This is a genomic window from Georgenia satyanarayanai (genome assembly GCF_009193135.1).
Taxonomy (GTDB): Bacteria; Actinomycetota; Actinomycetes; order Actinomycetales; family Actinomycetaceae; genus Oceanitalea; species Oceanitalea satyanarayanai.
Window position 1 is genome coordinate 77,085 of the sequence record NZ_VUKC01000011.1, and the last position, 17,064, is coordinate 94,148.

Consider the following 17,064-nt stretch of genomic DNA (forward strand, 5'->3'; position numbering starts at 1 on the left):
CCCAACTACGCAATTGGTGAGTTGACCGACGCCCTGGCGATCCTGGGCGTCGGTCAACTCACCAATTGGCCGATAACCGGGGGTCGGGTCAGCCGGTGTTCTGGAGGCCTGCGGCGATGCCGTTGACCGACAGCAGGAGGAGACGCTTGATCTCCGCCAGCTCCTCCTCGGTGCGGGCCTCGCCGTTCTCCGTGCGCAGCGCGCGCAGGGCACGCAGCTGGATGAGCGAGAGCGCGTCGACGTACGGGTTGCGCAGCTGGACCGCGCGGCCCAGCACCCGGCGTCCCTCGAGCGGGTACTCGTGGCCGGTGATCTTCAGGACCCACTCGGTGGTGAGGTCGAGCTCCTCGAGCACGAGACCGGCGAGGTCCTCGCGGTCCCCGAGGGCGAGGTACTGGCGGGCGATGCGCCGGTCCGTCTTGGCCAGCGACATCTCGACGTTGTCGATGAGCGTGTTGAACAGCGGCCACTCGCGGTAGGCGGTGCGCAGCTGCTCGAGATCACCGACCGCGGCGAGCGCGGTGCCCAGACCGAACCAGCCGGTGAGGTTGATGCGCGCCTGGGTCCAGGCGAACACCCACGGGATGGCGCGCAGGTCCTCGAGGGACTCCACCGACAGGCCGCGGCGGGCCGGACGGGAGCCGAGCGGCAGCAGGCCGACCTCCTCCTGCGGGGTGACCTGCGCGAACCACGGCGCGAAACCCTCGGCGTGGATGAGGCCGAAGAAGCGCTCGCGCGAGCGCTCGTCCAGCGTGCGGGCGAGGTCCGCGAAACGCGCGGCGGCCTCGGCGTTGCGCTTCTCGGTCGACGGCGCGGACGCGAGGAGCGTGGCGGCAGCCACCTGGTCGATGTGCCGGGCGGCGATCGCGCGGTCCCCGTAGCGGGCGGTGATGACCTCGCCCTGCTCGGTGAGCTTGAAGCGGCCGTCCACCGAGTGCGGCGGCTGGGCGAGGATCGCGCGGTTCGCCGGGCCGCCACCGCGGCCCAGGGCCCCGCCCTTGCCGTGGAAGAGCGTGAGGCGGATGTCGCGGCGCTGCGCCCAGGCGGCGATCTCCTCCTGCGCGGTGTAGATCGCCAGGGTCGCGGAGACCGGCCCGACGTCCTTGGCCGAGTCGGAGTAGCCGAGCATGACCTCCAGGCGGCGGCCGGTCTGCTCGAGGCGGGCCTGCACCTGCGGGACCTCGAGCATCTCCTCGAGGATCCGCGGGGCGTTCTGGAGGTCGTCGAAGGTCTCGAACAGCGGCACGACGTCGAGCACCGGCGCGGCCTCCGCCGAGCCGAGCGCGTGCTCGGCGAGGCGGTAGACGGCGATGAGGTCCTCGCTGCTGCGGGTGAAGGAGACCGTGTAGCGGCGGCAGGCGTCGACGCCGTGACGGCGCTGGATAGCGGCGATCGAGCGGAAGGTCTCGAGGACCTCCTCCGGGTCGACGCTCGGCTCGGACATCGAGTCGGGGTCGGCGATCCACGCCAAGGTCTGGGCGTGCACCTTGGAGTGCTGGCGCACCTCGAGCTCGGTGAGGTGGAAGCCGAAGGACTCCACCTGCCAGATGAGGTTCTGCAGGTCGCCGTGGGCCTTGCGCAGCGCGCCGGCCTGACGCAGGGAGTCCTGGACCACCCGCAGGTCCTCGAGCAGCTCGTCGGCACCCGAGTAGGCGAGGTCGGCGTCGCGCTCACGCGTGGCGGCGAGGCGGGCCGCGGCCACGAGCATGACCCGGCGGTGCGGCTCGCGCGGGGACCGGGCGGCCACCTGCGCGGTGACGTCCTCAGAGAGCTGGCGCTGGGTGGCCCACAGGGCGGTGAGCTCGGCGGACGGCGGGGTGGTCTTCTCGTCGAGGGTCATCGCCAGGCCCACGCGGGCGGTCTCCCGCTCGAGGGCGGTGAGGATGTGCTCGGCGGCGATCGCGGCGGCCTGCCGGGTGACCTTGGCGGTGACGTTCGGGTTGCCGTCACGGTCCGCGCCGATCCAGCTGCCCAGCCGCACGAAGGGCGTCGCGCGGGGTGCGGCGAGGCCGCGCTCCTCGCCGAGCAGCCAGTCGTCGGTCTGGCGGTAGACCTGCGGCAGCACCTCGAAGAGGGTCGCCTCGAAGACGGACATCGCCGTGAAGACCTCGTCGACCGGCGAGGGCTTCGACTCACGCAGGTGAGCGGTGCGCCACATCGTGTCGATCTCCGCGAGCAGGCGGCGCTCGATGCGCAGCCGGCCGTTGGCGCCCAGCCGGGGGTCGTCCGCCTCGGCGACGAGCTCGGAGATCCGGCGGATCGAGCCGGAGACGGCGCGCCGACGGGCCTCGGTCGGGTGGGCAGTGAGGACGGGGTGGAACTCGATCTCGCGCAGGCGCCGGGCGGCCTCCTCCGCAGACGTCTCGGCGGCCAGCTGCTCGTAGGCGCCGGCGAGGGCGTCGGGGCGCGGGGTGGCGTCCTCCCGGGCGCGCAGGGCGCGGACCCGGTGGTACTCCTCGGCGAGGTTGACGAGGTGGAAGTAGCAGGTGAAGGCACGGGCGACCTGGTCGGCGCGCTCGACGCTGAAGGAGTCGATGAGCGCCTGGGCCTCCGCGAGGCGGCCGTCGCCGTCGGTGTCCTCGACGGCGCCGATCGCCAGCTCGCGGAGGCGCTCGACGTCGGAGAAGAGCTCCTCCCCGCCGTCCTCGCGCAGGACCCGCCCGAGGAGCGCACCGAGGGTGCGGACGTCGGCGCGCAGGTCGTCGGGCATGTCGAGGCGGGCGTTGCTCCGTGCTTCGTCCGGTGAGGAGGTCTGCATCATGGGCTCAGGTTAACGACACCCGGCGGAGGGCCGTGCCTCGCGTCCACCCAGTGCAGGCGTGCGCGGTCACCGTCGCCGTGCTACCCCTTCCCCACCCTCCCGCCGACAGCCGACTTACCACCGCCAGCCGAGTTACCGCCGACAGCCGAGTTACCGACCGCTGAGAAGCTCGAGAAGCTCCCTCTCCTCCGCCGGCGTCAGCCCCGACCGGCGCTCCCGCCCCACGCCGCGCACCATTTCGTCGCCCAGGACCCGCTCGACGGTCTCGCCCAGCGGGCGGACGGCGCCACCGGCGGTGAGGTAGGCCGCGTTGCTCCGCCGAGAGTGGCCGACGTGGCTCGCGGGGAGCCACAGCGGCAGCGAGCGTGGGCCCGCCCAGTAGTGGACGTCGTGCGCGAGCAGCCAGGCCTCCTCGGCCGGCACGAGCTCACCGGCGAAACCGGCCGCCTCACCGACCACGGCGAGCACGTCACCGAGCGGGTGGCTGTGCCCGACGGCGTCGACGGTCCCGCCCCGTCCCGTCCGCGCCGCCCGGACGATCCAGGCGGCGAGGTCACCGACGTCGATCATCTGGACGAACTGGCCCGCGGGCTCCGGAGTGAGGACACGGCCGCCGCGCCGGAGGCGGGCGGGCCAGTAGCCGAAGCGGTCGCTCGGGTCACCCGGCCCGGCGATGAGCCCCGGCCGCACGATGTGCAGCCGCCCGTCGAGGCGGTCAGTTGTCGCGCGCTCCGCGGCAACCTTGGCGTGGGCGTAGTCGGTGAGGTCGGTCGGCTCGACGACGGCGGCCGACTCGTCCGCGCCCGGCTCGTCGTGGCCCGCGTACACCGAGATGCTCGACACGAGGGTCCAGTGGGCGGCCCGGTCGGCGAGCGCGTCGAGGGCCGGACCGACCAGCTCGGGCTGGTAGGCGAGCTCGACGACGGCGTCCCACTCGCCGTCGAGATGGTCGTACGCGCCGGGGTGGGCGCGGTCCGCGCGGACCAGCCGCGCGCCGTCGGGCACGTCGCCCGACGTGCCACGCGCGAGGCAGACCACCTCGGCGCCGTCCACCACGGCGGCCCTGGCCACCTCGCGGCCGAGCCAGGCCGTGCCGCCGAGGACGAGGATGCGTCGCATCCCTGTAGCCAACCGCGCGAGGCGGCGCCGTGGAAGGGGGCCGGTGGAATTCAGCTCTCGGCGACAAGTCAGCCCTCGGCGACAAGTCAGCCCTCGGCGACAAGTCAGCCCTCGGCGACAAGTCAGCCCTCGGCGACAAGTCAACTGTCGGCGGGAACTCGGCTGTGGGCGGAGGGGGGCTGCTACAGGTGCCAGGTGGCGCCCGGGGCGGCGAGCTCGATAGGGCCGCCGTAGACCTCGGCGGCCTCGGCGCGGACGACCTCAGCATCGGTCCACGGCGGCAGGTGGGTGAGGACGAGGTGCCGGGCGGCGGCGAGCGTCGCGGCCTGTCCCGCCCGCCGGCCGGTGAGGTGGATGCCGCGCACGGAGTCCCGTCCCTCCTGGAACGCCGCCTCGCAGAGGAACAGGTCGGCGTCCCGGGCGAGCTCGACCAGCCCGTCGCACGTGTCGGTGTCCCCGGAGTAGGCGAGCACCACCTCGCCGCGGCCGTCCTCCGACGGCCCGGTCACCCGGATCCCGAAGGCCGGCACGGGGTGGTCGACGGCGACGGACTCGAGGCGCAGCGGCCCCACGGTCACCGCGTCGCCGGGGGTGTGCGCGGCGAACGTGAAGGAGGTGTCCAGCGCGCTGAGGTCCTCCTCCATCGTCAGCGCGCCGATCCGCTCCGGGGTGTCGGCCGGTCCCAGGACCCGCACCGGCCCGAGGGCGCCGGCCGGGTGGTAACGCCGGTAGACCTCCAGGCCGGTCATGTCGACGACGTGGTCGGCGTGGAGGTGGCTGAGGACGACGGCGTCGAGGCGAGCCGGGTCGAGGTGGCGCAGCAGCGCTCCGAAGGCGCCCGAACCGAGGTCGAGGACGATGCTCCAGGTCCGCGTGGTGCCGTCCTCGTCGGGCGCGTCGGCCTGGACGAGGTAGCACGAGGCGGCGGACTCCGGGCCGGACATCGACCCGGAGCAGCCCACGACCGTCAGCCTCATGCGGTGACCTCCAGCTCGGCGTCGCTGTCGACGCGGTCGACCTCGGGCCCGAGGAACCGGCGGGCGAGCCGGGAGAAGCTCGCGCCGTCGCCCGTCGCGAGGAAGCGGTGTTCCGGTGGTGGGGCGGCGGGGTCCCGCTCGAGGTCGTGGGCCACGAGCATCCGGTAGGTGTCCTTAGCCGTCTCCTCGGCGCTCGAGACGAGCGTGACCTCCTCGCCCATGACGTAGGAGATGACGCCGGTGAGCAGCGGGTAGTGGGTGCAGCCGAGGACCAGGGTGTCCACGCCGGCCGCCCGGACCGGCTCGAGGTACTCGCGCGCGGCCTGGAGGACCTCCGGGCCCGAGGTGACGCCCCGCTCGACGAACTCGACGAAGCGCGGGGCGGCGTTCATCGTCAGCTCCAGGTGTGGCGCTGCGGCGAAGGCGTCGCGGTAGGCGCCCGACTCGATGGTCGCGCGGGTCCCGATGACCCCGACCTTCCCGCTGCGGGTCGCGGCGACGGCGCGGCGCACCGCGGGCTGGATGACCTCGACGACGGGCACGCCACCTCCCACCGAGTAGCGCTCCCGCGCGTCGCGCAGGACGGCGGAGGAGGCGGAGTTGCACGCGATGACGAGGGCCTTGACCCCGGAGGCGACGAGCCGGTCCATGACGTCGAGCGCGAGCGCCCGGACATCGGCGATCGGCTTGGGCCCGTAGGGCGTGTGCGCGGTGTCCCCGATGTAGAGCATCGACTCGTGGGGCAGCTGGTCAAGGATGGCGCGCGCGACCGTGAGGCCTCCGACACCGGAGTCGAAGACACCGATCGGTGCGTCGTTCACGCTGCCCGAGCGTAGTGTCACGACGCCCCGCCCGACATGGCCTCCAGGAGTGACTCCTGCCACCACGTGAGGGCGGCGTAGAGGCTGGTGAGCGCGGCGTCGAGCTCGTCGGCGGCGGTCTGCGGCTCCCGCGCGCCGGCACGCTCGTGAACCCGCTCGGCGTCCTCGTCGGTCTCGATGCCCAGGCGGGCCGCGAGCACGAGGCGCAGGTCGGTCAGCGCCGACAGCCAGGCCCGCTCCTCCCCCGCCCGCACGACGACGATGCCGGAGCTCGCGTCGAGGGCGTCGTGCACCACCCGCAGCTGCTCGGCCTTGGTCGCGCGCAGCGAGCCCTCGGTGAGGCGGCGCATCTCGGCGGCGAGCTCGTCGTCGTCGGTGCTCGCGGGGGGCAGCAGCCGGGCCAGCGCCGGGTCCCGCGGGGGCTGCCCGGCGGCGGGGTCCCAGTCGAGGGCGGCGAGGACCTGCTCGTCGGTCGACGACGCGGGCGAGCCGCCGTCGTCGTCGTGCGTGTCCGTGCCGAGGGGCAGGCCGAGGAGCTCGCAGGTGTCGGCGGTCACCCGCGCGATGATCCGCAGCTCCGCCCGCTCGAGCTCGCAGGCCCAGCCGCCGGGGACGGCGGTGAAGGCGCGCATTCAGCCCTCTCCCTCGGGGGCGAGGGTGGCCCACAGGCCGTAGGAGTGCATGGCCGTCACGTGGACCTCCATCGTCTCGCGGGCCCCCTCGGCGACGACGGCGTGGCCGTCGTGGTGGACCTGGAGCATGAGCTCGTGGGCCCGCTCCCGCGAGTACCCGAAGTAGGTGCGGAACACGTAGGTCACGTAGCTCATGAGGTTGACCGGGTCGTTCCACACGATGGTGCGCCACGGACGCGCAGGACGTCGTTCCTCCTGCTGCGTCTCCTCCGGCACGGTGACCGGGCGGGGTGTCGTGACCGTCATGCTCCCAGCCTAGGCACGAGCGGGGACGTGCGCGTCCAGGTTCCTGGACGCGGCGAGGCCCGGCAGGAGCGTTCCTGCCGGGCCTCGGACAACGTGTGACGGCGGTCGAAGGACCGCCGACCGGGCGCTACACCCTGTTCTTGCCGCGTCCCACCAGCGAGAGGATGAGCGAGATCACGAGGATGGCGACACCGATCCAGATGAGGATCTGCGCGGCCTCCACAGCCACACCGATGATGAGCATGATCACGCCGACAATGATGAGGATCAGCCACAAGGACATACCGAGCTCCCTTCGTTCCGGTACCTGTCCGGCACCGCAGTGACCCCAATCGTTGCGGAACCTGTTCACCTCGGCATCTTGAAACGGAAAGTTCGCTCAGCCGAGGACGTGCCGGGTGGCGATCGCCGGCTCGCCCTCGCTCAGCCGCCAGCCCTCGTAGGGCAGGGCGGCACGCGAGGCGACGTGCCGCTCGGCCGCCGCCCGCACGGCATCCGGGCCGCGGTGCTCGTCGGCGATGACGCCCTGGGTGACAAGAGGCACCTGGAGCGGGCGGGCACCGTGCTCGGCCAGCAGCCGCGCGCCGGCCTCCTCGTCGTCGCAGCCGACGACGAGTTCCTCCTGGGCCACCCCGTTCTCGAAGACGCGGCCGGCCACCTTGAAGCCGCCGACCGTCGCCTTCGCCGCGGAGGCCTTGGCGACGTCGACCATCCGCCCGTCCGGGCCCTCGCGCTCGACGAGCTTGTAGACGAGCTCCGCCGTCGGGAGCCCGGAGCCGGTGACGAGCTTGGTGCCCACCCCGTAGGAGTCGACCGGGGCGGCGCCGAGGGCGGCGATGGCGTACTCGTCGAGGTCGGAGGTGACCGTGATCTTCGTCGTCGTCGCGCCGAGCGCGTCGAGCTGGCGGCGCACCGTGAAGGCCTGCGCGACGAGGTCGCCGGAGTCCAGGCGCACCGCGCCGAGCTCCCCGCCGTGGCGGCGGGCGGCCGCGACGGCGAGCTCGACCCCGCGCTCGACGTCGTAGGTGTCGACGAGGAGCGTGGTGCCCGGGCCCATCGTGCGCAGCTGCGCGTCGAAGGCGGCCTCCTCGTCGTCGTGGACGAGGGTGAAGGAGTGGGCGGCGGTCCCGATCGTCGGGATCCCGTAGGAGCGCCCGGCCTCGAGCACGCTCGTCGCGGCGAAGCCACCGACGACGGCGGCCCGGGCGGCGGCGACGGCGGCCTCCTCGTGGGTGCGCCGGGCCCCCATCTCCAGGCACGGGCGCCCGTGGGCGGCGGTCGTCATGCGGGAGGCGGCCGCGGCGACGGCGGAGTCGTGGTTGAGGACGGAGAGGACGACCGTCTCCAGGAGCAGCGCCTCGGCGAAGGTGCCGCGGATGGTAAGGATCGGCGAACCGGGGAAGAAGCACTCCCCCTCCCCGTAGCCGAGGACGTCCCCACCGAAGCGGTACCCGGCGAGATAGTCGAGCGTCTCACCGCTGACGACCCCCTGCTCGCGCAGCCAGTCGACCTCCGCACCCGAGAAGGTGAAGTCGGCGATGGCGTCCAGGACGCGGCCGGTGCCCGCGACGACGCCGTAGCGCCGTCCGCCGGACAGGCGCCGGGAGAAGACCTCGAACACGCTGCGCCGGTGCGCGGCACCGGACTGGAGGGAGGCCTCGAGCATCGTCAGCTCGTAGCGGTCGGTGAGGAAGGCGGTCGTCGCGCGGGGCATGGCGTCCAACCTAGCGACGTCACCCGTGGGCTGCTGGCCGTGCCGTCCCGTGGAGCACCCGCATGCCCGAGAGCCGCGGCGAAGGCCGGGCCGGCCGGCCCCCGGGGGGTCCGTCGTCGCCGCCCCAACGTCGCAACTGGTCGATCCGGCGACGCCTTGGCGCCCGGAGCCGTCGGTCACTCGACCAATTGCGAAGTTGTGGGGGGTGGTGGGGGCGGGTTACTTGCGGCCGACGAACCACTTGCGCAGGAGGGCGATACGCGCCTCGAGCTCCTCGATGCTCGCCAGAGGCACCTCGGGGCCGCCGCAGGACTTGCGCAGCTCGGTGTGGACGAGGGCGTGCGTCATGGTGCTGCGCCGCGACCAGGCGGACACGAGGCTGGAGAGCTCCTTGCGCAGCGCGGCGCGCCGCTTGTGGTCGGAGACGCCGGAGTTCTCGTCCCGCTGCGCACGGGCGGCCGCCTGCCGCTTCTGCTGCTTGACCTGCTCGGCCTGCCGCTGGCGCAGCAACGAGTGGACCTGCTCCGGCTCGAGGAGCCCGGGGAGCCCGAGGTACTCCTCCTCCTCGATCGACCCGACCTCCGCGCCGGCGCCGAACTCACCGCCGTCGAACAGCACCCGGTCGAAGGACGCCTGCGCGTCCAGGGCCTCGAAGCCCGGGAGCATGAGCTCGTCGCTCGCCTTCTCCTCCCGGTTGGCCGCCGCGACGAGGGCGTCCTCCGGGGTGAAGAAGTCCCCCTTCTCCTCGGAGGTGAGGACCCGGTCCAGCGCGTGGTCGCGCTCCACCTCCAGCTGGGCCGCGAGCTCGAGGAGCACGGGCACGCTGGGGAGGAACACCGAGGCGGTCTCCCCGCGCCGGCGGGCGCGCACGAAGCGGCCGATCGCCTGGGCGAAGAAGAGCGGGGTCGCCGCGGAGGTCGCGTAGACGCCGACGGCGAGGCGCGGCACGTCCACGCCCTCGGACACCATCCGCACGGCGATCATCCACCGCTGCTCGCCGGCCGCGAACTCGTCGATGCCGGCGGAGGCGCCGTCGTCGTCGGACAGGACGACCGTCGGCTTCTCCCCGGTGATCTCGGTGAGGACGCGCGCGTAGGCGCGGGCCTTGGTCTGGTCGGTGGCGATGACGAGGCCACCGGCGTCGGGGACGCCCCGGCGGACCTCGGTGAGGCGGCGGTCGGCGGCGGCGAGGACAGCCGGGACCCAGTCGCCCGTCGGGTCCAGCGCGGTGCGCCAGGCCTGCGCGACGAGGTCCTTGGTCAGCGGCTCCCCCAGGGCGGCGCTCACCTCGTCACCGGCGCGGGTGCGCCAGCGCATCTGCCCGGAGTAGGACAGGAAGATGACCGGCCGCACCACGCCGTCGCGCAGCGCGTCGGCGTAGCCGTAGGAGTAGTCCGCCCGGGAGCGGCGCACGCCGTCGGCGTCGCGCTCGTAGGTGACGAAGGGGATCGCGGCGGTGTCCGAGCGGAACGGCGTCCCGGTGAGGGCCAGGCGCCGGCGGGCCGGCTCGAAGGCGAGCCGGATGCCGTCGCCCCAGCTCAGCGCGTCCCCGCCGTGGTGCACCTCGTCGAGGATGACGAGGGTGCGCTCGGTGGTCGTCCGCCGCCGGTGCAGGTCGGGGTTCGCCGCGACCTGGGCGTAGGTGAGCGCGACGCCGTCGAAGCTCGCGCCGTGCCGCTCCTGGGCGTTGCGGAACGCCGGGTCGAGCTGGATGCCCACGCGGGCCGCGGCCTCGGCCCACTGTCCCTTGAGGTGCTCGGTCGGGGCGACGACGGTCACCGCCGTCACCTCCCCGCGGGAGAGCAGCTCGGTGGCCACCCGCAGCGCGAAGGTCGTCTTGCCGGCGCCGGGGGTGGCGACGGCGAGGAAGTCACGCGGGTCGTCGGCGAGGTACCTCTCCAACGCCTCGGCCTGCCAGGCGCGCAGGCGTGACGCCGTGCCCCACGCCGCCCGCGCCGGGTAGGCGGGGGGCAGGTGCTCGGCGGCAGCGGTCGAGACGGCCGCAGGCGTACCCTGCGTCGTCGTCGTGACCGGCCTGCGCGAAGGGGCGGCGCTCACTCTCCGCTTCCGCCGCGGCCGCCGCGGCCGAAGCCGCCGAAGCGTCCGCCGCCGCCCGAGCCCGAGCCGCCGCCCTGGATGCCCTCGTAGATCTCCTTGCAGGTGGGGCACACCGGGTACTTCTTGGGGTCGCGACCCGGGGTCCACACCTTGCCGCACAGCGCGACGACCGGCTGGCCCGACAGCGCGGAGGACATGATCTTGTCCTTCTTCACGTAGTGGGCGTAGCGGTCGTTGTCACCGGCCTCGTGCTCGCGCAGCTCCTCGCGCTCGAGGACGCTCGTTCCCGACGACGTCGACGGCTCGCTCGGGCTGCTGGGGGGCTCGGTGGAACTCATGGTGCCCAGTCTAGGACGAGCCGCGGACCGTCTCCCGGTGACGCACGCGACGTTCCACGAGAGCAGCCACGCCGTCGAGGATGCGGTCGAGGGCGAAGGTCCGGAGGTAGGCGTCGGTCCCCTCCGGCAGCACGTGCGAGGGCACCTCGAGGAGCTCTCCGGTGCTCGCCATCTCGTGCAGGCGCGGGAACCGCCCCTCGGTGAGGGCAACCATCGCCCCCTCGTACACCGGCCCCTCGTCCGCGGGCCCGATCCCCTGCGCGGCGTACGCGCGGGCGAGGTTGACGGCGAGCGTGGCCTCGCTGCGGGCGTGCCCGGAGAGGAGCTGGAGGACCGCGAGCTTCTCCGCCCCGGTGAGCGGCAGGCCGTCCATCGCCTCCATCGCCGCCTCCATCCAGGCCAGCGAGTTCGGCATGAGGGGTGGGCCGGTGATGGGGATCTCGAGGTGCCACGGCCGGCGGACCGCCGCGTCGATCTGCTCCTCCGTCCAGCGCTGGAGCCCGGCACGCCACTCCCCGGGGCCCGCGAGCGGGCCGCTGGGAGCGGGGATCGCCGCGTCCTGCATGTGGGCGAGGAGCTCGTCCTTGCTCCCGACGTGGCGGTACAGCGACATCGTCGTGAACTCGAGCCGGGCGGCGACCCGCGCCATCGAGACGGCCGCGAGGCCCTCCTCGTCCGCGATGGCGACCGCCGCCGCGACGATGCGGTCGAGGCTGAGCCCTGGCCTGCCCGACGGCGCCCGCCCACCCATGCCGTGCGCCGCGCGGACGGCGGGGTCGAGACGGGCATCCCCGCCCGCCGCTGCTCGCTCGTCCCTGGCGCTCATCGGTCCGAGCATAGTCGTTGTGTACGTCCTACACGCGGTGTACTCTGCACACTACTGGTGTACGCCATACACAGAGGAGAGCCGGATGAGCGACGACCTGCCCGCCATCGAGGTGACCGGCCTGCGCAAGTCCTTCGGCCCCACCCGAGTCCTCGACGGCATCTCCTTCTCCGTGGCGCGGGGAGAGGTCTTCGCCCTTCTCGGCCCGAACGGCGCCGGGAAGACGACGACCGTCAACGTCCTCTCGACCCTCGTGCGGCCGGACGCGGGCCGGGTCGTCGTCGGCGGCCATGACGTCGTCCGCCATCCGCGGGCGGTGCACCGGACGATCTCGCTCACCGGTCAGTTCGCCGCGGTCGACGAGCTGCTCACCGGGAGGGAGAACCTGCGGATGATGGGCCGGCTCGGGCACCTGGACCGCGCGGACCTCAGCCCTCGCGTCAACGGGCTGCTCGCCCGGTTCGGGCTCACCGACGCCGCGGACCGCCGCGTGAGCACGTACTCCGGGGGCATGCGCCGGCGGCTGGACATCGCGATCAGCCTGCTGCCCCGTCCGGCCGTGCTCGTCCTCGACGAACCGACGACGGGTCTGGACCCGCGCAGCCGGCAGGCGGTGTGGCGGCTCGTCGGCGAGCTCAGCGCCGAGGGCGTCACCGTCGTCCTCACCACCCAGTACCTCGAGGAGGCCGACGCGCTCGCCGACCGCGTCGCCGTCCTGCACGGCGGGCGCGTCGTCGGCGCCGGCTCGCCGGCCGAGCTCAAGCGACTCGTCGGCGAGGACGTCGTCGAGATCCACTACGCCGACGGCCGTCTCGCGTCGGTCCCGACCACCGGCTCCCTGGCCGACGTGCGGCGCATCCTCGACGGCGTCGCGGGCGAGGGGCACGCCGTCGAGCGCCTCGCGATGCGCGAGCCGAGCCTCGACGACGTCTTCCTCCGCCTCACCGACACCCCTGCCGAGGTCCACCCATGAGTGCCACGACCCCGCCCCCGACCCGCCTCGCCACCGCGGTGTCCGACTCCCTCGTCATGGTCGGGCGCAGCCTGCGTCATGCCGTCCGCCAGCCCGAGATCATCATGCTCGGAGCCGCGCTGCCCGTGGGGATCATGCTCCTCATGACCGTCGTCTTCGGCGGTGCCCTCGACACCGGCGGTGGCCCGTACATCGACTACGTCGTCCCGGGCGTCCTCCTCCTCGTGTCCGGGTACGGTGCCGCGCAGACGGCCGTGAGCGTCACCTCCGACATGAGCCTGGGCATCGTCGCGCGCTACCGGACGATGCCGATGGTGCCGTCCGCCGTCCTCACCGGGCACGTCGTGGGCAGCGTGCTGCGCAACCTCGTGTCGATCGCGCTGGCGCTGGCCACGGCGTTCGCCGTCGGCTTCCGGCCGACCGCCGGGCTCGCCGGGTGGGCGGCGGCGCTCGGGCTCCTCACCCTCTACGTGCTTGCCGTGTCATGGCTCTCGGCGGCGGCCGGCCTCCTGGCACGCACCGTCGAGGGCGCGTCCGCCGTGAGCTTCGCGCTGCTCTTCCTGCCCTACCTGTCGAGCGCCTTCGTCCCGATCGACACGCTGCCCACGTGGCTCCGCGGGTTCGCCGCGCACACGCCGTTCACCCCGCTCATCGAGGCGGTCCGGGCGCTCCTCTTCGAGCGCCCGGCCGGCCCGCACGCCGGTCCCGCGCTGGCCTGGCTCCTGGGCCTGCTCGCCGCCGGGGTCGTCGCGAGCTCGCTGCTGTGGCGGCGCGGCCGGCGGTGACTCAGAGGCCCTGCCACTCCGGCTTGGCGGCGTAGGCCTCACGGTAGAAGTCGGCCCGCTCGAGCTCGGAGGCGGCGGCCTCGTCGAGGAGGACGGTGGCGTGCGGGTGGTGCTGCATGACCGTGGCCGGCCACGACGCGCTGACGGCGCCCTCGACGAGCTGGCGCACCGCGGGCGCCTTGCCCTCCCCGGTGGCGATGAGCACGAGGTGGCGGGCCTCCATGATGGTGCCCAGGCCCTGGGTGAAGCACAGACGCGGCACGGCCTCGACGTCGCCGTCGAAGAAGCGGGCGTTGTCCTTGCGGGTCTGCGGCGCGAGCGGCTGGACCCGCGTGCGGGAGGCGAGGGAGGAGCCGGGCTCGTTGAAGGCGATGTGCCCGTTCGTCCCGATGCCGAGGATCTGGAGGTCCACCCCGCCGGCCTCGACGATCGCCCGCTCGTAGGCCGCGGCGGCCTCCTGCAGGTCCTCGGCCAGCCCGTCGGGCCCGGAGACGGCGTCGGGAGCGAAGTCGACCCGGCCGACGAGCTCGTGCTCGATGACGTTGCGGTAGCGCTGGGGATGGTCGGCGGGCAGGCCGATGTACTCGTCGAGGGTGAAGCCGCGGGCGCGCGCGAAGCTGATCCGTCCCGCCTCCTGGCGGCGGACGAGCTCGTCGTACGTGGGCAGCGGGGTCGAGCCGGTGGCGAGGCCGAGGACGGCGTCGGGCTTGCGGCCGAGCAGCTGCTCGACGGCGTCCGCCGCGAGCCGGGCGCTCTCCTCCGCACCGGACGTGATGACGACCTCCACCGGGCACCTCTTTCTCTCCGTGCGACGTGGTGCGGGCGCACCACGCTCCAGCCTAGGTGACGCCACTGCCCGCGGCAGGGACACCCGGCCCGTGGACGCGGGGAGGTCGACGCACGGCGTGGCCGGCCGGACGCAGCAAGGCGGGCGGGACGATAACTCGTCCCGCCCGCCTTGCGGTGATGTCGCTAGGACGTCACTTGTTGGAGACGGCCTTCTTGAGGGCGCTGCCTGCGGAGATCTTGACGCCGTAGCCGGCGGGGATCTGGATCTCGGCGCCGGTCTGCGGGTTACGGCCGGTGCGCGCGGCGCGCTCGACACGCTCGACGGCGAGGAGGCCGGTGATCTTGACGGCCTCGCCCTTGCTGACGGACTCGACGAGCACGTCCTGCAGCGCCGACAGAGCGGCGTCGGCCTGGGACTTGGTGAGCGAGGAGCGCTCGGCCACGGCGGCGACGAGCTCGGTGCGGTTGACGGACATGAAATCCCTCTCTCAGTCGGCGTGCGCACCCTTGTGGGTGCGACGGGGCAGACATTACGGCGTCGGAGCGCCCGTTGTCGCCCTCACTCGCCGAGATTTCGGCGTGTCCCCGCGGATCTGGCCCGGCGGTGGGGCCCGTGGGATGGATGTGACGGGCGGCGGCGGCCTCAGACGAAGCCCGGAGGGCGCTCCAGCGCGCTCGTCGCGGTCCAGTCGGCGTCCGTCCCGGAATCACGCGGCTGCCAGCGGGTCTCGTCGCCGTCCCGGCCCGTCTGCTCCCCCTGCTGCTCCCCGAGCTCCTCGTCGGGCGCCCGGAGCAGGTGCATCGCGGCGTCCATCCGCACGAGGGCGTCCATGATGAGCTCCATCCCCTCGACCATCCCCGTGGAGGCTTCGAGGGTGCCCTCGCGGACGGCGGCCTCGGTGACGAAGGGCACGACGACCATCTCGCGCACCGGGTACATCTGCAGGGCACCGAGCACCGGGCGCAGCGCCTCGGCCCCGCGCAGCCCGCCGGACATCCCCGAGCCGTAACTGACGATCCCGACCGGCTTGAAAGCCCACTCCTGGACGAGGTAGTCGAGCGCGTTCTTGAGCAGCGCGGAGTAGCCACGGTTGTACTCGGGGCTGACGACGACGAAGGCGTCGGCCGCGTCGATGCGCCGTGCCCACCGACGGGTGTGCTCGTGGCGGTGACGGCCGTAGCGGGGCAGGTCCGGCTCGTCGAAGAGCGGCAGGCCGACGTCGCGCAGGTCGATGCGGTCGATGACGAAGGCGCGGTTGGTGCCGAGGCGGTCGATGACCCAGTCGGTGATGTGGTTGCCGAGCCGGTTCGGGCTCGTCGCGGCGTTGAGGACGGCGAGGCGGATCATCGGTGCTCCTAGACCTGGGACAGCGGCCACGGTATCCGGCCGGCGGCGCCCACGACCGGGACCTCCGGCCCTGGCCAGGGGTCGCGCCGCGGGGCCGGTTCCTGCAGGGTGTGGCGCATGAACACCGTGCGCGGCACCGCGGCAGACCTCGACGACCACCCCGTCCTCACCACCGGCGCCCGGCTGGGCTATGCGGCCAGCGGGGTCCTCCACCTGGTCCTCGGCTGGCTCGCGGTGAGCCTCGCGTGGGGAACCGGCTCCTCGGGCGAGGCCGCCGACCAGTCCGGCGCCCTCGAGCAGCTCGGCTCGACCCCGGTGGGCGCGGTCCTCCTGTGGGTGATCGTCGTCGGTTTCGCGCTCCTCACGCTGTGGCAGGTGGCCACCGCGGTGGCCACGGGCGAGACGAAGGACCGGCTCAAGTCCGTCGGCAAGGCGGTGACGTACCTCGTCCTCACCGGGCTGGCCGCGCAGGCCGCCACCGGCCAGGGCTCGGGCGGGGGCGGGGGCGGGGACGAGCAGACCGCGAGTCTCACCGCGCGGGTCATGGAGCACCCCCTCGGGCAGGTGGCCGTCGGGCTCGTCGGCGTGGGCGTCGTCGTCGTGGGCGGCTACCACGTGGTCAAGGGCTGGCGGCGGAAGTTCCTTGCCGACCTGCGGGAGAACCCGGGGCGCGGGGTCACCGTCGCGGGGAGGGTCGGGTACGTCGCCAAGGGTGTGGCCCTCGGCATCGTCGGCGCCCTCTTCGTCGTCGCGGCCGTGCAGAACGACCCCGAGGAGGCGAAGGGCCTCGACGGCGCCCTGCGCAGCCTCCTCGAGCTGCCCCTGGGCACGGCGCTGCTCACCGCCGTCGGTCTGGGCATCGCGGCGTACGGCGTGTACTCCTTCGGCCGCGCGCGCTACGCGCGGGTCTGACCTCGGCGGGCAGGGGCGCCTGCTACCCCGCCGTCACCGCCTCGTGGAACCAGCTGGTGATCGTCGTCGGGTGGGTGATCGCCGTGCCGACGACGACGGCGAAGGCACCGCGGTCGATCGCGTCCCTCGCCTGGGCGGGGGTGTGGACCCGGCCCTCGACGACGACCGGCCGGGTGCAGCGGGCGACCATCTGGTCGATGAGCTCGACGTCGGGCCCGGCGGTCTTCTCCCGCTCGCCGGAGTAGCCGGCGAGCGTGGTGCCGACGACGTCGGCACCGGCGTCCTCCGCGGCGAGCGCGTCGTCCAGGCTGCCGCAGTCGGCCATGACGAGGACGCCGGGGTGCCGCTCGCGCAGCCCGTCGACCGTCTGGGCGAGGGTCCGGCCGTCGGGGCGGGCGCGGCGGGTTCCGTCGAGGGCGACGATGTCCGCGCCGGCCTCGGCCACCGCGAGGGCGTGCTCGAGGGTGGGGGTGATGAAGACGTCGTCCTCCCCGTCCTTCCACAGCCCGGTGAGGGGGACGTCGGTGGACGCGGCGATGAGCCGGATGTCCTCCAGGCCCTGGGCACGCAGGCCGGCCGCTCCCCCGGCGACGACCGCCTGGGCCATGCGCTCCATGATCTCCGGCACGCGCAGGGGCTCTCCCGGGTAGGCCTGGCAGGAGACGATGAGCCGCCCGCGGAGGCGCTCGAGGATCGGGGACACGG

18 protein-coding genes are annotated in these 17,064 nt (G+C 73.6%); 3 read left to right on the forward strand and 15 right to left on the reverse strand.

What is annotated here, in order from left to right; genetic code table 11:
* Window positions 1–88 precede the first annotated feature (88 nt).
* The 11 genes from GD632_RS12280 to GD632_RS12330 form a co-directional block, all read right to left on the reverse strand.
* Window positions 89–2,758 (reverse strand): phosphoenolpyruvate carboxylase, encoded by a 2,670-nt coding sequence (locus tag GD632_RS12280; protein WP_405002540.1) that lies wholly within the window; start codon window positions 2,756–2,758, stop codon window positions 89–91.
* A 153-nt stretch (window positions 2,759–2,911) separates the two neighbouring features.
* Window positions 2,912–3,880, reverse strand: coding sequence for an NAD-dependent epimerase/dehydratase family protein (locus GD632_RS12285; RefSeq protein WP_152192494.1), 969 nt, complete (start codon window positions 3,878–3,880; stop codon window positions 2,912–2,914).
* Window positions 3,881–4,062: 182 nt separating this feature from the next.
* Window positions 4,063–4,857, reverse strand: a complete 795-nt coding sequence (locus GD632_RS12290; protein ID WP_152192495.1) for an MBL fold metallo-hydrolase — start codon at window positions 4,855–4,857, stop codon at window positions 4,063–4,065.
* Window positions 4,854–5,678, reverse strand: coding sequence for a glutamate racemase (gene murI, locus GD632_RS12295; RefSeq protein ID WP_152192496.1), 825 nt, complete (start codon window positions 5,676–5,678; stop codon window positions 4,854–4,856). Before murI ends, GD632_RS12290 begins: the two co-directional genes overlap by 4 nt.
* A 17-nt stretch (window positions 5,679–5,695) precedes the next feature.
* Entirely contained in the window at window positions 5,696–6,310 is a 615-nt protein-coding gene (locus tag GD632_RS12300) for a DUF2017 family protein (protein ID WP_152192497.1), read from the reverse strand.
* The gene (clpS, locus tag GD632_RS12305) at window positions 6,311–6,616 is read right to left on the reverse strand and encodes an ATP-dependent Clp protease adapter ClpS (protein WP_152192498.1); all 306 of its coding nucleotides are present in this window, start codon (window positions 6,614–6,616) and stop codon (window positions 6,311–6,313) included.
* 127 nt (window positions 6,617–6,743) lie between these two features.
* Window positions 6,744–6,866: a hypothetical protein gene (locus GD632_RS16410; protein ID WP_264371891.1), complete on the reverse strand. Its 123-nt coding sequence runs from the start codon at window positions 6,864–6,866 to the stop codon at window positions 6,744–6,746.
* Window positions 6,867–6,995: 129 nt separating this feature from the next.
* Window positions 6,996–8,330: a nicotinate phosphoribosyltransferase gene (locus tag GD632_RS12315; protein WP_152192500.1), complete on the reverse strand. Its 1,335-nt coding sequence runs from the start codon at window positions 8,328–8,330 to the stop codon at window positions 6,996–6,998.
* A gap of 219 nt (window positions 8,331–8,549) precedes the next feature.
* Window positions 8,550–10,388, reverse strand: a complete 1,839-nt coding sequence (locus GD632_RS12320) for a DEAD/DEAH box helicase (RefSeq protein WP_152192501.1) — start codon at window positions 10,386–10,388, stop codon at window positions 8,550–8,552.
* Window positions 10,385–10,726, reverse strand: coding sequence for a DUF3039 domain-containing protein (locus GD632_RS12325; protein ID WP_152192502.1), 342 nt, complete (start codon window positions 10,724–10,726; stop codon window positions 10,385–10,387). Before GD632_RS12325 ends, GD632_RS12320 begins: the two co-directional genes overlap by 4 nt.
* Before the next feature lie 10 nt (window positions 10,727–10,736).
* Window positions 10,737–11,552: a TetR/AcrR family transcriptional regulator gene (locus GD632_RS12330; RefSeq protein WP_193311467.1), complete on the reverse strand. Its 816-nt coding sequence runs from the start codon at window positions 11,550–11,552 to the stop codon at window positions 10,737–10,739.
* Window positions 11,553–11,637: 85 nt separating this feature from the next.
* Between GD632_RS12330 and GD632_RS12335 the strand changes: the two genes are divergently transcribed.
* Window positions 11,638–12,525: an ABC transporter ATP-binding protein gene (locus GD632_RS12335; RefSeq protein WP_152192504.1), complete on the forward strand. Its 888-nt coding sequence runs from the start codon at window positions 11,638–11,640 to the stop codon at window positions 12,523–12,525.
* Window positions 12,522–13,310, forward strand: a complete 789-nt coding sequence (locus GD632_RS12340; RefSeq protein WP_193311468.1) for an ABC transporter permease — start codon at window positions 12,522–12,524, stop codon at window positions 13,308–13,310. Before GD632_RS12335 ends, GD632_RS12340 begins: the two co-directional genes overlap by 4 nt.
* Before the next feature lies 1 nt (window position 13,311).
* Here the strand turns inward: GD632_RS12340 and nagB are convergent, their stop codons facing one another.
* The 3 genes from nagB to GD632_RS12355 form a co-directional block, all read right to left on the reverse strand.
* Window positions 13,312–14,097 (reverse strand): glucosamine-6-phosphate deaminase, encoded by a 786-nt coding sequence (gene nagB / locus GD632_RS12345; protein ID WP_152192505.1) that lies wholly within the window; start codon window positions 14,095–14,097, stop codon window positions 13,312–13,314.
* Window positions 14,098–14,290: 193 nt separating this feature from the next.
* Window positions 14,291–14,575, reverse strand: a complete 285-nt coding sequence (locus GD632_RS12350) for an HU family DNA-binding protein (protein WP_110851969.1) — start codon at window positions 14,573–14,575, stop codon at window positions 14,291–14,293.
* 167 nt (window positions 14,576–14,742) lie between these two features.
* A complete protein-coding gene (locus GD632_RS12355; RefSeq protein WP_152192506.1) occupies window positions 14,743–15,447 on the reverse strand; it encodes an NADPH-dependent FMN reductase in 705 nt (234 codons plus the stop codon).
* A gap of 117 nt (window positions 15,448–15,564) precedes the next feature.
* Between GD632_RS12355 and GD632_RS12360 the strand changes: the two genes are divergently transcribed.
* Window positions 15,565–16,359 carry a DUF1206 domain-containing protein gene (locus GD632_RS12360; RefSeq protein WP_152192507.1) on the forward strand — a complete coding sequence of 265 codons (795 nt, stop codon included), beginning with the start codon at window positions 15,565–15,567 and terminating at the stop codon, window positions 16,357–16,359.
* A 22-nt stretch (window positions 16,360–16,381) separates the two neighbouring features.
* Here GD632_RS12360 and GD632_RS12365 read toward each other — a convergent pair whose 3' ends face one another.
* Window positions 16,382–17,062: an N-acetylmannosamine-6-phosphate 2-epimerase gene (locus GD632_RS12365; protein WP_152192508.1), complete on the reverse strand. Its 681-nt coding sequence runs from the start codon at window positions 17,060–17,062 to the stop codon at window positions 16,382–16,384.
* Window positions 17,063–17,064 lie beyond the last annotated feature (2 nt).

Excerpts from the sequence above, each read along its gene's own strand:
- GD632_RS12280 (WP_405002540.1), bottom strand. The coding sequence starts at position 2,758 with ATGCAGACCTCCTCACCGGACGAAGCACGGAGCAACGCCCGCCTCGAC.
- GD632_RS12285 (WP_152192494.1), bottom strand. The coding sequence starts at position 3,880 with ATGCGACGCATCCTCGTCCTCGGCGGCACGGCCTGGCTCGGCCGCGAG.
- GD632_RS12290 (WP_152192495.1), bottom strand. The coding sequence starts at position 4,857 with ATGAGGCTGACGGTCGTGGGCTGCTCCGGGTCGATGTCCGGCCCGGAG.
- GD632_RS12300 (WP_152192497.1), bottom strand. The coding sequence starts at position 6,310 with ATGCGCGCCTTCACCGCCGTCCCCGGCGGCTGGGCCTGCGAGCTCGAG.
- clpS (WP_152192498.1), bottom strand. The coding sequence starts at position 6,616 with ATGACGGTCACGACACCCCGCCCGGTCACCGTGCCGGAGGAGACGCAG.
- GD632_RS12315 (WP_152192500.1), bottom strand. The coding sequence starts at position 8,330 with ATGCCCCGCGCGACGACCGCCTTCCTCACCGACCGCTACGAGCTGACG.
- GD632_RS12325 (WP_152192502.1), bottom strand. The coding sequence starts at position 10,726 with ATGAGTTCCACCGAGCCCCCCAGCAGCCCGAGCGAGCCGTCGACGTCG.
- GD632_RS12330 (WP_193311467.1), bottom strand. The coding sequence starts at position 11,552 with ATGAGCGCCAGGGACGAGCGAGCAGCGGCGGGCGGGGATGCCCGTCTC.
- GD632_RS12335 (WP_152192504.1), top strand. The coding sequence starts at position 11,638 with ATGAGCGACGACCTGCCCGCCATCGAGGTGACCGGCCTGCGCAAGTCC.
- GD632_RS12340 (WP_193311468.1), top strand. The coding sequence starts at position 12,522 with ATGAGTGCCACGACCCCGCCCCCGACCCGCCTCGCCACCGCGGTGTCC.
- GD632_RS12350 (WP_110851969.1), bottom strand. The coding sequence starts at position 14,575 with ATGTCCGTCAACCGCACCGAGCTCGTCGCCGCCGTGGCCGAGCGCTCC.
- GD632_RS12355 (WP_152192506.1), bottom strand. The coding sequence starts at position 15,447 with ATGATCCGCCTCGCCGTCCTCAACGCCGCGACGAGCCCGAACCGGCTC.
- GD632_RS12360 (WP_152192507.1), top strand. The coding sequence starts at position 15,565 with ATGAACACCGTGCGCGGCACCGCGGCAGACCTCGACGACCACCCCGTC.